Genomic DNA, 15,281 nt, shown 5'->3' with positions numbered 1-15,281 from the left:
GCACAGACATGTTTACTTTTTGTGACGCTAAATAAGTGAGTTGTCGGGCGAGTTTTTCTAGCACGTATTAAAATTAGTTATAGTATAAACCTATAGCGAACATGGAATTAACGTAGACAAAAGGGCAAAGCTAAATGGATAAAGTCGCTCGATTAGCTAGCAAACATTGGATTGTGGCATTGGTATTGTTTTCTATTTATGGCATTCAAGTGTGTCCTTTTTTAGAAGCGCAAACCCCGTTGCAATTGTTGTTACCTATCGTGCTGGGCTTTACGTTTACCTTGTTATTACGCCGTATTTTCTGTTTGCGGATTGAGAGAAAAGCCAAAGAGTTACAAGTAGCGGCTCAATTTAAACTCGATCTGGTCTTATTCATGTTCATTAGCGTGATAGTGGTGACGTATAACAGCGTAATGTTTGAACCTCCTTGGGAGTCAAACTTAAAAGTAATCCTGGGCTTAAGCGCATTAGGTTTCTATATCGCTGCCGATCTAGCGTTACTTAAAGAATGGCAAATAGCCTTAGAGTTAGAGAAAACGCAGCAACACTTGGCCATTCAGACACAGGGCTTTGCTGTGGGGAAAAAGTTTTCAGCATTTGCAATAAGTAGTGCCTTTGTTTTAGCGGGTATTATCTTTTTGGTGATTAATAAAGATTTGGAGTGGCTAGTTATGGTGGGCAGCGAGCGCTACCCCCTGCCGCTTGCTCAGCGATACATTGTTACCGAGTTAGCCTTTGTATTGGTGGTGGTAATGGCTTACGTTATTAGAGTGATTTTTTCTTACTCAAGAAACTTGCAGCGATTATTACATAATCAAAATAACAGCTTAGCGATGGTACAAAACGGCCAACTGGATACGCAAGTTACCGTTAGCAGTAACGATGAATTTGGCATTATTGCTCAGCGTACTAACACTATGATTAGCAGCTTGCAGCGCAGTACCCATTCTTTGCATCAAACTCGCGATATTGCTATTCACAGTCTTGCTTCGTTAGCGGAAACCCGTGACAACGAAACCGGCGCACATATTTTGCGTACTCAATATTACGTGAAAGCCTTAGCCGAAGAATTGAAACACCAGCCTGGGTTTGTTGAGCTACTCACAGAGCAAAATATAGAATTGATTTATAAATCTGCACCCTTGCACGACATTGGCAAGGTAGGGATCCCTGATGCGATTTTGCTGAAACCTGGCAAGTTAGACGATGAGCAATGGTTGGTGATGCGCCAGCATCCACAAATAGGCGCTAATGCATTAGCTGAAGCTGAACGTCATTTTGGCAGTGAAGATGCGGCGTTTTTACAGTTTGCTAAAGAAATTGCTTTATCTCACCACGAGAAATGGGATGGTAGCGGCTACCCACATGGATCTGTAGGCAGTGATATACCGCTAAGTGCGCGATTAATGGCCTTAGCCGATGTATACGATGCCTTAATTAGTAAGCGGGTGTACAAACCTGCATTTTCTCACGATAAGGCTAAACAAATAATACTGGAAGGCAAGGGCAAGCATTTTGACCCAGCAGTAGTAGAGGCGTTTTGCCGTTGTGAGCAGCAATTTGTAGAGATTGCTGCTCAGTACCAAGACAAACCAGGACAAGCAGCTTAGTCCGTGTAAACCACTATAGACACTCGGTAACGGTCACGTTTTGGGCTACGCTCTACGGTATAAACGGAGTAGTGGGTTGCGTTTAGCGTGGCGGCCCATTCCACGGCGTCTTTTTCTGCAAGATCTAAATCTAACTCACTTAAAAAGGTTTTTTGCGCCACTTTACTTAAGTTCATCTCTTTGGCGTCGCCGTAAGATATTTTTTGTAAAACAGTGTTAGCCATTACAGAGTGTGTGCCCATTACACTTAGGCTTAACAACAGGCCTGATAATAAAAATGATTTTGCTTTCATGTTATTTTTCCTCAACCAGTTGCTTGCGATAAACATCAACCCAAATCGCAGTGGCACCACATACGGCTACCGGCATAATAATTAAATTTAATAAAGGTACGGTACTACAAAATAAAACGATCGCTCCAAAGCCACTGTTACGAATTCGATCCTGTTTTAGATGGTCACGCATTGTGTCGAACGGGATGCGATGGTTATCAAAAGGATAATCAATGTACTGAATACTCATCATCCAGGCAGTGAATAAAAACCACAAAACAGGAGCGACGGTTTGGCCAATCGCAGGGATTAAAAACAACAATAGCAGCCCAAGTGCTTTAGGGAGCCAGTACCATAGTTTTTGCAATTCACGAGAGAAGATTCGCGGTAAGTCTTTGATTAAATCAACGAAAGACATATCGTCAACTTTTTTCCCGCTTAGGTGTAATTCTACTTTTTCGGCCAGCAAACCGTTAAATGGCGCGGCTATCCAGTTACCAATAATGCTAAAGGTAAAACCAAACACCATTAAAATAGCAATAATGGCGCTTGGCCAAATTAACCAGCTTAACCAATCTAACCAGCTTGGTAGGTAATCCATTATTTGTTGTACCCAGCCACCGAGCTGTTGGTACAAAAAGACAAACGCGCCACCAAATAACAAGATGTTAGCTAACAGGGGAATCATTACAAATAGTCGCAAACCGGGTTGAGTAATTAATTGAAAACCTTGTGCGATGTATGAAATTCCGCTGCGAGAGGCTAGCGAACTCTGCGTCATTGTTGTGATCCCTCGTTTGTTTATGGACGCCTATATTACAAAGCGTTGATAGCTCTGGTAAAGTCTTGCTTTACAATAGCAACAAATTAAAGCAAACCAGTTTATGCGCTTGAAGCAAATCCGCCTTGCCGGGTTTAAGTCTTTCGTTGATCGAACCACCATTCCTTTCCCTACCGATATGACCGCCATTGTTGGGCCAAATGGCTGTGGCAAGTCTAATGTGATTGATGCCGTTCGTTGGGTGTTAGGAGAAAGCAATGCCCGCCATTTGCGTGGTGGTGCGATGACCGATGTAATTTTTAATGGTTCTACTAAGCGTGCGGCTGTGTCTAAAGCCATGGTTGAGTTGATTTTTGATAATCAGCAAGGCCGCATTGGCGGTGAATACGCCAGCTACAGTGAAATCGCGGTTCGTCGAGAAGTCACTCGAGATGGCCAAAACATCTATTTATTAAACGGTGCTAAATGCCGTAAACGTGATATTACTGACTTGTTTTTGGGTACTGGTTTAGGCCCTCGTAGTTACGCGATTATTGAGCAGGGCATGATTAGCCGCTTAATCGAATCGAAACCTCAAGAACTGCGGGTATTTATTGAAGAGGCCGCCGGTGTATCTAAATACAAAGAGCGCCGTCGCGAAACCGAGCTACGAATAAAACATACCGATGAAAATATTCTACGGCTTAGAGATATTGAATCTGAACTAGGGCAACAGGTAAACAAACTTAAAACCCAAGCTCAGGCGGCTAAGCGCTATCGCCAGTATCGCGCCCGACATCGCGAGCTAAAAGCGCTGATGTGCTTGCAAGAATTAAGACAGCTTGACGCCAGTATTGATGGCAGCAGTGAAACTAATGCCCAAGCTGAGCAACTGCAACGAGTTGAAGAACACAGTATTACTCAAGCTGAAAATCAGCTGACAATACTGGCTAATAATATTGCCGAGCAGCAAGAGCTCGTGCAGCGTTTACAGCAGCAAAGTTTCGAATTAAGAACCGAGCTGGCCAAGCTTGAGCAGCAGCAATTACATACTCAGCAACAGCAGAACCAATCTGAGCAAAGCCGTATTCGCAATACTCAGCAGCAACACGAGATTAAGCAAAACCTCGATGATTTAGCAGAACAGTTAGCGGTTGAGCAAGAAGCCTTGTTGGAGCAGCAAGAGCAGTTAGCGTTACAACAACAAGTACTGTTAGAGCTAGAGCCGCAACTAGAAGATGCCGAGCAAAATAGCGCTAGCAAGCGCGAACAGCAAGCCAGCAATTTGGCCGCGAGCCAACAAGCACGCCACGCCATTGAACAGCTTCAAGCTCAACTTCGTCATAGCCAACAAATGCAGCAACGTCATCAACAGCAAATTGCTCAGTTGCAGCAACAGTTGAGTGGTTTAGCGAGTAATAACGACACGGTAGTTGAAGAACTGAGTAGCAAACTCAGCGCCGCAGAACCGCAATTACAAGTTCTAGAACAAACGTTAGAAGAGTTAGAACGGGCTAAATTAGTCAAGCAGTCAGAGCTGCAATCTAGCCAGCAACAGCGTCAGCAATTGTCCTTACAATACACTGCCGAACAGACGCGTTTGCAAGGCGTAGATAAGTTGTTAGCGCAAGTAGAAACGAGTGCCACACATCCGTTAATTGATGTATTGAGGGTTAAAGATGGTTGGCAATTAGCGGCAGATGCGGTGTTAGCTAAGTGGTTACAAGCAGAGTGGTGCGAGACCTTAGAGCCGAACTTTCCGCTGGCATTATGCCCACCTCTTCATGGGGGCGAAGTTAGCTTTGCCGCAGAGCTTACGCATTTGCAGAGTTTAGCGCAGCAGCTTGAGCAAGTAGATTTAAGCTATTTATGCGGGCAAGTGCTGGTGGTGGATTCACTAGAAGAGGCCTTTGGCTTACGTGAGCATTTAAGCGCTGAACAATCTCTTATTACCGCCAACGGCGAGTGGTTAGGCCGTTACTGGCAGCAACTTAGCCCGCCGAGTTATCAACATTCACTATTGAGCTTGCAGCAAGAGCGTTCAGAGCTAAGTGCGAAGTTAACTGAGTTGAATGTCGCTAAGCAGCAATTTGTAGAGCAGCAAACTGAGTTAGAAGCTGAGCAAAGCAAGATAACCCAACAAAACACGCGCGCCAGTAGTGATTTACAACAACTGCAGAACAAGTTGTCGGACTGGCGCAGCCGCTTGGCGTTGTTACAGCAACAGCAAGCATTTGCCCAACAACAGCGCGAGCAACTAGAGCAACAAATTGAAGACTTGGCGATTAACCTAGAGCAAGACCAAGAGTCACAGTTGCAACTTGAAGAACAGTTAGACACTCAGTTAGAAGCATCTCAAGATGAACAACATCAACAGCAAATGTGGCAAGAGCAAGCCGAGCAAGCAGCTTCGCTAGTCAAGCAGTTACGCGCTAGTTTTCAGCAGCAACAATCAGCCAGTCATCAATTGCAATTAGCTATTGGTCAACAGCAAGCAAAGTGTCAAACCCAGCTACAGCAACAAAGCTATCAGCAGCAAAAGTTACAGGATTTAGCCTTACAGCTTAGTTTGGAGCCGGAAGAGCACAATGAGCAACTTGAGTTGTTAGCCGAGCAAATTGAGCAGCTGCTTGAGCAAAGTTTACTTCTTGAAGAACAGCAAACCGAAGCAAGCGAGATTCATCAGCAATCGCTTACTCAGCAACAAGCTATGCAACAACAGCTTAAAGAAGCGCAAGTCCGATTAAAGCAATTGCTAGAGCAAGGTACTGAGCAGCGAATTCAACAGCAAAGCTTGTTAGCTCGGCGCACCGTATTGCTGGAGCAATTGGCAGAGCAAGGGGATAACCTTAAGCACTTAGAATTGTCGTTACCAGAGGCCAGTTTAGAAGAAGACTACGCGGCTGAATTAGACCAAGTAGATGCTCGACTTAAACGTATGGGGGCAGTGAACTTAGCCGCAGAAGAAGAGTTTGATCAGCAAAATGCGCGTTATCAAGAATTGACCGCTCAATTAACTGATTTAGAAGCTGCCATCGAGGTGCTTCGTGCAGCGATTGCTAAAATTGATCGCCAAACACGCTCTAAATTTAGCGAAACATTTGCTAAGGTAGATGCTGATTTACAAGAGCTTTTCCCCAAAGTGTTTGGCGGAGGCAATGCGTGGTTGGAATTATCGTCTGATGACTTGCTCGAAACAGGCGTTACCATAATGGCTCGGCCTCCTGGTAAAAAGAATGCTAGCATTAGTTTGTTATCGGGTGGAGAAAAAGCACTCACGGCATTGGCATTGGTTTTTGCTATATTTCGCTTAAATCCTGCGCCATTTTGTATGCTAGATGAAGTAGATGCCCCCTTAGATGAAGTAAATGTGGGACGTTTTGCGGATTTAGTGCATAGTATGTCTGATACGGTACAATTTATATTTATCAGTCACAATAAAGTGACGATGGAAAAGGCCTCGCAGCTTGCGGGGGTAACAATGCAGGAGCCAGGTGTATCACGCTTGGTAGCAGTGGATATCGCAGAAGCGATAGCCATGGTTGAATAATAGCTTTAGAGAACAGTTAAATGCAGGAATTGCGCATCGTACTTATCGTTGTTGGTATCATTTTAATTATTGCTTTGCTCGCCCATGGTTTTTGGAGCAGTCGCAAACAACGACCTGAAAAACTGGTTAGTCCCAAGCAAAAATCTGGGACTAAAGAATCGATACAAGGCCGTGATGACCAAGGCTTTGATGACTTAGGTGTAGGCCAAGCGCGGGTGATTGGTGATCCGATTGACGATGCCCTTTTAGACGGCGATGTAGCTGAACCACTTTCTCAGCCAGTGCCTAGCCAAGCTAAGCGTGAACCTGAAGTGGCAGAGCCAGTGCAACGAAAAGAGCCTGAGTTTCATTTTTCAGCGGTTGATGAAGCGCCAGAAATTGCAGATGATCAAGGTTTATCAGGATTAGATTCTGAGCCTCAAGCTAAACCTCAACAAGAAACTCAAGCCACTCAAACAGAGTTAGAGCCTGAACCTGAGTTTGCTTTTGATATGGATGAGGTAAAAGATACTGTAGCTGAGCCGGAGCTTGAAGAGAGTAAACCGGTGAAAGATCCTAATGCACCAGACGATGTATTTATTTTAAATGTTATGGCACAAAGTGGCCGCTTTTTGAAAGGTGGTCCCTTACTGGCTAGCCTAGATAAAATTGGTTTACGTCACGGTGATATGGATATTTTTCATCGCCATCTAGATAACAGTGGTACTGGCCCGATTATTTTTAGTTTAGCCAATATGGTTAATCCTGGTACTTTTGATATTGATGCCATGGACCAGCTTGAAACACGCGGTGTGAGTATATTTATGACGGTACCGTGTAAAGGCGAACCCACTAAAAACTTTGCCTTGATGTATAACGCGGCGATGACCCTTGCTAAAGATTTAGATGCGATTATGTTGGATGACCAACGTAACCCGCTGACTAAGCAAACCGCTAATCATTATGAGCAACGTGTTCGCGAATACGAGCGTAAGCAATTGCTCGTTAACTAATAAATTGACACCATTCTAAAGCCTTTCCAAGTTAAGCTTCGGGAAGGCTTTTTTATTTAAAGGTCTCCTATGGACAAGCCAGAACAACAGATTGAGCAGCTAATCGCTCAGCTTGAGCAGTACAATTACCAATATTATGTACTCGACGAACCCTCGGTTCCTGATGCGGAATACGACCGTGTATTTCGTGAGCTAAAAGCCCTAGAAAAACAGCATCCTGCTTTATTGCGCAGTGACTCACCGACTCAACGAGTGAGCGGCGCGCCGCTATCGGCTTTTGAGCAAGTGCAGCACGAGATGCCAATGCTGTCTTTAGATAATGTGTTCAGTGAAGAAGAATTGAATGCATTCAATAAGCGACTACAAGAGCGTTTAGTGACTGCTGAGGATATCACTTACTGCGTAGAACCAAAGTTAGATGGTTTAGCGGTAAGCATACTTTATGTTGATGGTGTTATGGTTCAAGCCGCCACTCGCGGAGACGGAAGTACGGGTGAAAATGTAACGGAAAACGTGAAAACAATTCGTTCTATCCCCTTGCGTTTACGCGGCAGCGATTGGCCTGCAAGACTAGAAGTGCGTGGTGAAATTTTCATGCCTAAAGCGGGTTTTGAAAAACTTAACCAATTAGCAAAAGACAAAGGTGAAAAAGCCTTTGCTAACCCACGTAACGCGGCCGCGGGCAGTTTGCGCCAGCTAGACTCACAAATCACTGCCACTCGACCCTTAGCGTTTTATGCTTACTCGTTGGGCGTAGTGAGTGAAGACTTAAGTGATAGCCACTACAACAATTTACAAACTATTAAGTCTTTTGGCTTGCCTGTATGCCCAGAGATTAAAACAGTTGTGGGTAGCCCGGCATGTTTTGAGTATTTCCGAGCGATTGGTGACAAACGTAATGCCTTGGCTTATGAAATAGATGGGGTGGTGTACAAAGTAGACTCAATCAAGTTGCAGCAGCAGCTAGGCTTTGTAGCTCGTGCGCCGCGCTGGGCAACCTCGCATAAATATCCTGCCCAAGAAGAAATCACTTTACTGCGCGATGTTGAGTTTCAAGTGGGGCGTACCGGTGCTATTACTCCGGTTGCGCGTTTAGAGCCGGTGTTTGTAGGCGGTGTAACGGTGAGTAACGCCACCTTGCACAATGCTGATGAGATAGAACGCTTAGGTGTGCGTATTGGCGATAGCGTGATTGTGCGCCGAGCTGGTGATGTGATTCCGCAAGTCGCTGGGGTGATATTGGATCGCCGCCCAGAAGACGCCAAAGAAATTACCTTTCCACAAACTTGTCCAGTATGTGACAGCGCGATCGAGCGAATCGAAGGCGAAGCGGTAGCGCGCTGTGTGGCTGGCCTGCGCTGTGGCGCCCAACGCAAAGAAGCACTAAAGCATTTTGTGGCGCGTAAAGCCTTAGATATCGACGGTATTGGCGATAAGCTGGTGGAGCAACTGGTAGACGAAAACCTATTAGAAACGCCACTCGACTTGTTCCATTTGCAGCAAAAGCGTGATGTATTAATGCAACTAGAGCGCATGGGCGAGAAATCGGTAGATAAGCTATTAGCAGGCATTGAAGCCGCCAAGCAAACCAGTTTAGCGCGCTTTATTTACTCGCTGGGGATTCGCGAAGTGGGTGAGGCCACGGCCGCGAATCTAGCCCAACACTTTAAAACGCTAGAAGCGATTGAGGCGGCAAGTGTAGAGCAACTACAAGATGTGCCAGATGTTGGTGAAATAGTGGCTAAGCATTTGCGTTTCTTTTTCACGCAAGAGCAAAATGCACTGTTAGTGAATGACTTAGCCAAACAACTTAGCTGGCCGGCGATTGAAGAAGTGGCAAGCGAAGACTTAGCGATGAACGGCAAAGTAATTGTGTTAACCGGTACGCTTAGCCAACTAGGGCGCAGTGAAGCCAAACAAGCGCTGCAAGCTTTAGGCGCTAAAGTTACTGGCAGTGTATCCAAGAAAACAGACATTGTGATCGCCGGAGAAGCGGCGGGTTCAAAGCTGGCTAAAGCACAAGACTTAGGCATTGAGGTGTGGGATGAACAACAGCTAGTAGACTTACTGGCTAAGTAACAAAGCTCCTTTAAAGAGACTAGCATTTGTAAGCTGTAGTTTAAGATTGATGATGTAAGGCCTTATTATTGTTAATAAGGCCTTTTTTAATGGTTATTGCTGCTCATGCAAGGTTCAGCCTAGTCAAACTATTCAACTACGCTTAGTTATCCCTCCTTTAAACAAAGCCATTCACATGAGCCAATTTGATTCCTTATTACCACCACAAATGGCAGAAAAAGCTGCTGATGTTGGGGTGAGCAAAGCCACTAAAGATCCACTCAAAGCGTTTATGCTGGCATTAACTGCAGGGGCGCATATTGGTATCGCCTTTGTGTTTTACACTACTGTTACCACTGGCGCGGGAGAGTTCCCCTGGGGTTTTACTCGATTGGTCGGTGGCTTGGCGTTTAGCTTGGGCTTAATTTTTGTGATTATCACCGGAGGTGAGTTGTTTACGAGCTCGGTGCTTACCTTAGTGGCGAGAGCCAGTGGCAAAATCTCCTGGAAAAGCTTGTGTGTGAACTGGTCTTTGGTTTATTTGGGCAACTTGGCCGGCGCATTCATCTTGGTGGTATTGATGTTACTTACCAAGCAATACACCTTTGCCGATGGTGAAGTGGGGATAAATACCATGCGGATTGCTCAACACAAATTACATCATGATTTTTCACAGGCCGTAGCCTTGGGGATTATGTGCAATGTATTGGTGTGTATTGCGGTATGGATGACCTTTAGTGCACGCAGTTTAACCGATAAAGTCATGGTGATGATTCTGCCAGTGGCGATGTTTGTTTCCGCCGGCTTTGAACATTGTATTGCCAACATGTTTCAGGTGCCCATGGCGATAGGGATTAAAACCTTAGCTGGGCCGGAATTTTGGCAAGCTACGGGTTTAAGTGCCGCCGATTTTGCTGATCTCACGTTTAGTAACTTCATCGTAAATAACCTTATTCCTGTGACTCTTGGCAATATCATTGGTGGCGGAGTATTTGTTGGTTTAGGTTACTGGCTCATTTATTTGCGTAGGCCTTAAGATGGTTCGCCCTGTAATGCCAAATGTCGGTGCTGATGTGCATCATTAGTAAGCAAATTTGCTGGGCAACTGTTCAAGGGGGCTTTTAATGTAGAGGTAAAACATCAGTTAATTGGCCGTTTGGTCAAATAAACGCTAATTAAACCAGCAGATAGCGCTAGTAGCCTGAATGTTAAGGTGGTTTGGTGTATATTTTGCTTCGGTTATTCATTGCTAGATATTACTGTTGTTAGCGTTTTAGGTTGCTTATGTCTGTACTTTCCCCAAATAGTGTTTTTACTTCATTACAACAAGACGGCCCATTTGCGGTGAGTCGCGATGCTGTCACGGTGCATCCGTTTTCAGGGCAGGTGCGTACTTGGGTAAAACGCTTGCAGCAAGACAGCAATAACGTTTCTAAGTATCGAGCGTTACGCAGCCAAATTTTTGAGTTTTTGGGTATTGATAGTTTTCAACAAATTCAAACCTTAATCACCGATACAGAACAGCGTAAACAACGCAGTGAGCGCGCCCTGTTTTTGTTAGGCAATATGTTTGGCATTAATGGCAACTTAAACGAAATTGAAAACCGTATTGACGAATACGCGCGTACAGCTGATGCAGTTATTCATTCGATTAAAGGCAAAATTCTCTCGCCTTATGCGTCACACATCGAAAATACCAACGAAATTGAAGTTACCAATAATCCAGTAGAGTTGTTGTTGATTATGTTCAACGACGAGTACCATAAAAAAGCCCGCTTTGAAGCGCGCCGAAAACTCATATTAATGACCCTTGCAGGCAGTATTGAGCAACGTGAAAGAGAAACTGAGATTGAAGAAAAATTTTCAGCATTCTTGGCGTTTTTAAATGGTTACGTGTGGAGTAGCGAGCTGAAAATAGGCGAGTTGGATCCGGTTTATTTACATTCAAAACATCGGGCCGAAGATTACGCCTGCTCAGAGGTTAGCGTACTTAACCCGCAGCAAGCTAAGTTGGTACAAGGCAACCGATTCGAAAAGCTCACTTTGCTTAAACGACGCAGTATTACCGTGGGTGAGCGTAAAACGCCGGTTTATGTCTCTATCCGTAAAAAACCGCCGGAAGCCAAAGTGCTTAAGTTATTGCGTAAGAATCAAAAGAACCCGGCTGTTGCGGTAGATGATGAGCTCGGTTTAATGGCGGTGCTTGATTCAGTTAGCGATATTAAAACCTTTCAAAAGCACCTTACCCGTAGCGCTTCTCAAGCTAATTCGCTGATGGTGCTAGAAGATATCTCCGATACCCTCACTGACAGAACCGAGTATCGGGGTTCGGCGGTGGGGTCTAGCAATAAAACGCCAATGATGAAGTTTTTTGCGCGTTTAGGCGGTATGCGAGTCGAGTTTATTATTCATACAAACCGTACTTGGCTTAACTACATGTACCAGCAAGACGTGGCACATAACGAGTATGAAGTGAAGCGTATGTTTGATACAGGGGTGATTGAATTGCTGTTTCCTATGGATATATTCCATTTAAATCATCGTAAAACCCGCGACGAGATGATTCAGTTTTTTAGAAAACAAATCGAAGCATAAATTATTTTTTTCTCTATAGGTCTAGCAAGTTGCTAGGCCTTTTTTATTGGTGCTGATTTTTGGCTAAAACTGTCGCTTTTGTTCAATCCTCTCAAGGAAAACTCAAATATTATTGGCGGGTAATCACAGACGAGTTAGAGCATAAACGCCATGTTAGAAATAAAAAAAATCGATGAACTAAATACTTTGTCAGCGCTAAAAGAACAATATTTCGCGAGCGCCAATAGCGCGTTAGATGGTATGTGGCACGTTGGTTTTGTTGGCATGTCGCAACACTTTGGCTTTTATGAAAACCAGCAACTGGTGGGGTATTGCTGCATTAATGATGACGCTTATGTGCTGCAGTTTTACATGCTAAAAGGTTATGAAGCGAAAGCTCGAGAGTTGTTTACACTTATTGCACAAGGCAATAGTGCGATAATCGGCGAGCTTAAAGGAGCGTTTGTTAGTACTGCAGAAACGGCTTATTTAAGTTTGTGTTTAGACAGTTCCTCGAATTTTTCGGTCAATGCCTTTATGTACCAGTATGCTGCTAATCAATCGGTATCTCACCCTAAGCTTTTAAGTTTAACCAAGGCGGGTGATGATCATTTAGCCTCACTTGTGGCATTCGCGGCCGAAAATATTGGTGCGCCAGAACAATGGCTACAGAGTTACTATAGCAATTTGATTCAGCGACAAGAGCTGTGGGGCTATTGGCGTGATGGGCAGTTGTTGGCTAGCGGAGAGTGTCGCTTGTTCGACCAATGGCAAACTGAGTTCGCCGACTTAGGCATGATTGTAGCGAAAAATGAGCGAGGGCAGGGCTTAGCGGCAAGGATGCTAACTACCTTAGCACGAAGTGCTATCGAGCGTGGTTTATTGCCTATCTGCTCGACAGAGGCGAGCAATATCGCTGCACAAAAAGCCATTGAGCGAGCAGGTTTAAGTTCGTCTCAGCGTATAATTCAGTTTGAGTTTGGCTAGTCGAGACACGACCATAAGCCCTAAACAGCTATCGTGTTAATGAGCGAGTAGAGCAAAGCGGTAAAACAAGCGGCTGGTGTAGTCTAAAGTGAATAAGCAATAAACTATAAACGAACGAGACTTGGCATGATTCAATGGCTAAAACAGGCTGAAAATCCAACTATTGCTCGCTTTATCGAGTGTTATTGGTTTATAGAAAAAGACCAAGCCGCCGGCAGCGAGCCATTCCCACAGCTAAACCCAGATCCCAGCGCGCATTTAATGTTGTCTCCTTCTAAGCAGTTCTATGGTTACCAATCTAAAGATGTGGTCTATGAAGGGCGGGGCAGCCATTGGATTTTCCCTCATAGCGAAACATTTATCTTAGATCATTCCAAACCGTTCCAGCATTTAGGTATTAAATTTCATGCTGGCGCACTGTACAGCTTGGTTATACCTGAATACAGCCACCCGAGTCTGAACTCCGTGAGCTCTTTAGGTCTCTCTCACTTACAGGCTAGCCTGAAAATGGATGAAACTATGTTGCTAAAGTTAGCTCAAACAGATAGCCAAGGCTGCGTGGAGCAACTGGATAGCTTGCTGATGCCATGGCTAGTAGGCATTGAACAGGATAAACACAGTGAGTTAAGCCAAAAAGCCTTGCTGTTATTAGACTCGTCCAATATCGCTGATTTAGGAGAGCGCTTATTCTGTTCGCAAAGAACCTTAGAGCGCAGCTTTGCAAGAGTGACGGGATTGAGCTTGAAGCAAGTTCAGAGTATGAACAAACTTGAAGCTTTGCTGGAGTATTTGTATCAGCGCGGTGTCGCTGAGTTAGATTGGGTAGACATTGCCTATCGTTTTGGCTTTAGCGACCAGCCTCATTTAATTCGTCACCTTAAAAAGCAAATTGGTTTAACGCCGAAACGTTATGCAGAGCAACGGGGCCTAACCATTGATGTCTACGGAGGAGTAGCGGCGAATAAGCGCTAAGCAAGCTAAGCTGTAGTGCAATCAATTCATTGTTGGCCATGGTCGAATTTTCTTAGGCCATTAATAGGAACAGCTTATGGCGGCTGCCCGAACACTACCGCAACTGGGTAAGAAAATTTTTGCCTGTTATACCGGAATGGAAACCGATTTAGTCTACAAGCACGGGTTTGATTTACCTGGTTTTGCGGCTTACCCCTTGCTTAGTCAACCTGATTCGAAAAACCTTTTGCGACAATACTATTATCAGCTTGTTGAGCTTGCTCGGGAGCAAAATGTTGGACTCATTTTGGATTCGGTTACCTGGGCGGCTAATCGAGATCGCGGTCAAGCACTTGGCTTTAACCAGCAACAATTGCAGGCTTTTAACCTAGAAGCCGTTGCGCTGATGGCCGAGGTACGGGCTGCAAATGCTGATCTCGACATTGTACTCGCGGGGCAAATTGGCCCGCAGGATGACGGTTATTCACCAACGCATTTGATGGCAACAGTAGAGGCTAGAGAGTACCACCGAGAACAAATTGAAACTTACGCAGCCACCGACGTGGACTTTATCAGCGCCTTTACTATTTGCTATGCCGAAGAAGCGGCCGGCATTGTTAAGGCGGCTCAGCAATTTTCTCTGCCCGTTGCAATTGCCTTTACTCTGGAAAATGACGGCTGTTTACCTACTGGTATGCCCTTGTCTGAAGCCATTGCGCTAGTAGATGCAGAAACTAACAATGGCCCGGCTTACTACTTAATTAACTGCGCTCATCCTGAACACTTCTCACATATTTTCGATGGTAAATCATGGGTGAAGCGGATACGTGGAGTTGTTGCTAATAGCTCTCGGTGCAGCCATGAGGAGTTAGAACAGGCTTGTGCGTTAGATGAAGGCAACCCAGAAGAACTTGCATCTCAGTTGGCTACATTGCGAGCTAAGTACAAGCACTTTAATGTATTGGGGTCTTGTTGTGGTTCAGATATGCGACACATGAAAAGTATATTGGCTAAAGCCAAGCTGATTTTATAGCGTTGGTTGTAGCTATACGTTAACTAAACTCTCGCCTAGCAAAGAGGAAGGCGGTGCTCTCCCGCTCTTTATGGCTAAGCCAGTCTGAGTTTACTGTTTGGTAGAAAGCAAAAAGGCCTGCAAATAATGCAGGCCTTTTAATGTGGTGGTCGCTACTGGGCTTGAACCAGTGACCCTCGCCTTGCAAAGAGGAGGGCGGTGCTCTCCCGCTCTCTATGGCTAAGCGATAGACTTGAAGTTTCCGTTTTATAGAAAGCAAAAAGGCCTGCAAATAATGCAGGCCTTTCTAATATGGTGGTCGCTACTGGGCTTGAACCAGTGACCCTCGCCTTGTAAGGGCGATGCTCTCCCAACTGAGCTAAGCGACCAACGGGCTTTGTTGCTGTGCAACAGGAGGTTAATTTACATTAACACCCAAAATATGGTGGTCGCTACTGGGCTTGAACCAGTGACCCTCGCCTTGTAAGGGCGATGCTCTCCCAACTGAGCTAAGC

At 44.9% G+C, this 15,281-nt stretch carries 11 protein-coding genes and 1 tRNA gene; 9 read left to right on the top strand and 3 right to left on the bottom strand.

All coding sequences use genetic code 11. The features are described 5' to 3' along the window. Positions 1 to 134 precede the first annotated feature (134 nt). On the top strand, positions 135 to 1,610 hold the full coding sequence (locus Q4549_RS20985; RefSeq protein WP_303554410.1) for an HD-GYP domain-containing protein: 1,476 nt from the start codon (positions 135 to 137) through the stop codon (positions 1,608 to 1,610). On the opposite strand, the gene Q4549_RS20980 is transcribed toward Q4549_RS20985, so the two are convergent. Both Q4549_RS20980 and cysZ read right to left on the bottom strand, forming a co-directional pair. Continuing rightward, on the bottom strand, positions 1,607 to 1,903 hold the full coding sequence (locus Q4549_RS20980; protein WP_303516688.1) for a hypothetical protein: 297 nt from the start codon (positions 1,901 to 1,903) through the stop codon (positions 1,607 to 1,609). The two genes, Q4549_RS20985 and Q4549_RS20980, sit on opposite strands and share 4 nt — an antisense overlap. A 1-nt stretch (position 1,904) precedes the next feature. Continuing rightward, complete coding sequence (gene cysZ, locus Q4549_RS20975) at positions 1,905 to 2,663, bottom strand: sulfate transporter CysZ (RefSeq protein WP_137674969.1); 759 nt, start codon at positions 2,661 to 2,663, stop codon at positions 1,905 to 1,907. A gap of 103 nt (positions 2,664 to 2,766) precedes the next feature. Between cysZ and smc the strand changes: the two genes are divergently transcribed. The 8 genes from smc (at position 2,767) to Q4549_RS20935 (ending at position 14,787) form a co-directional block, all read left to right on the top strand. Next, on the top strand, positions 2,767 to 6,192 hold the full coding sequence (gene smc / locus Q4549_RS20970) for a chromosome segregation protein SMC (protein WP_303554412.1): 3,426 nt from the start codon (positions 2,767 to 2,769) through the stop codon (positions 6,190 to 6,192). Between the two features lie 20 nt (positions 6,193 to 6,212). Further along, a complete protein-coding gene (zipA, locus tag Q4549_RS20965; RefSeq protein ID WP_303554414.1) occupies positions 6,213 to 7,184 on the top strand; it encodes a cell division protein ZipA in 972 nt (323 codons plus the stop codon). Positions 7,185 to 7,253: 69 nt separating this feature from the next. Further along, positions 7,254 to 9,263 carry an NAD-dependent DNA ligase LigA gene (gene ligA, locus Q4549_RS20960; RefSeq protein ID WP_303554416.1) on the top strand — a complete coding sequence of 670 codons (2,010 nt, stop codon included), beginning with the start codon at positions 7,254 to 7,256 and terminating at the stop codon, positions 9,261 to 9,263. A 175-nt stretch (positions 9,264 to 9,438) separates the two neighbouring features. Continuing rightward, a complete protein-coding gene (focA, locus tag Q4549_RS20955; protein ID WP_303554418.1) occupies positions 9,439 to 10,278 on the top strand; it encodes a formate transporter FocA in 840 nt (279 codons plus the stop codon). 248 nt (positions 10,279 to 10,526) lie between these two features. After that, entirely contained in the window at positions 10,527 to 11,837 is a 1,311-nt protein-coding gene (locus tag Q4549_RS20950) for a hypothetical protein (RefSeq protein WP_303554420.1), read from the top strand. 150 nt (positions 11,838 to 11,987) lie between these two features. Continuing rightward, on the top strand, positions 11,988 to 12,803 hold the full coding sequence (locus Q4549_RS20945; RefSeq protein WP_303554422.1) for a GNAT family N-acetyltransferase: 816 nt from the start codon (positions 11,988 to 11,990) through the stop codon (positions 12,801 to 12,803). Positions 12,804 to 12,929: 126 nt separating this feature from the next. Next, the gene (locus Q4549_RS20940) at positions 12,930 to 13,775 is read left to right on the top strand and encodes a helix-turn-helix domain-containing protein (RefSeq protein WP_303554424.1); all 846 of its coding nucleotides are present in this window, start codon (positions 12,930 to 12,932) and stop codon (positions 13,773 to 13,775) included. Positions 13,776 to 13,851: 76 nt separating this feature from the next. After that, complete coding sequence (locus Q4549_RS20935) at positions 13,852 to 14,787, top strand: homocysteine S-methyltransferase family protein (protein ID WP_303554426.1); 936 nt, start codon at positions 13,852 to 13,854, stop codon at positions 14,785 to 14,787. Between the two features lie 292 nt (positions 14,788 to 15,079). Here Q4549_RS20935 and Q4549_RS20930 read toward each other — a convergent pair. After that, positions 15,080 to 15,155, bottom strand: a tRNA-Val gene (locus tag Q4549_RS20930). Between the last annotated feature and the right edge of the window lie 126 nt (positions 15,156 to 15,281).

This window comes from Agarivorans sp. 2_MG-2023 (assembly GCF_030548085.1).
Taxonomy (GTDB): domain Bacteria; phylum Pseudomonadota; class Gammaproteobacteria; order Enterobacterales; family Celerinatantimonadaceae; genus Agarivorans.
Note: the sequence above shows the minus strand (reverse complement) of the source record. Positions and strands in the feature narration are given on the sequence as shown.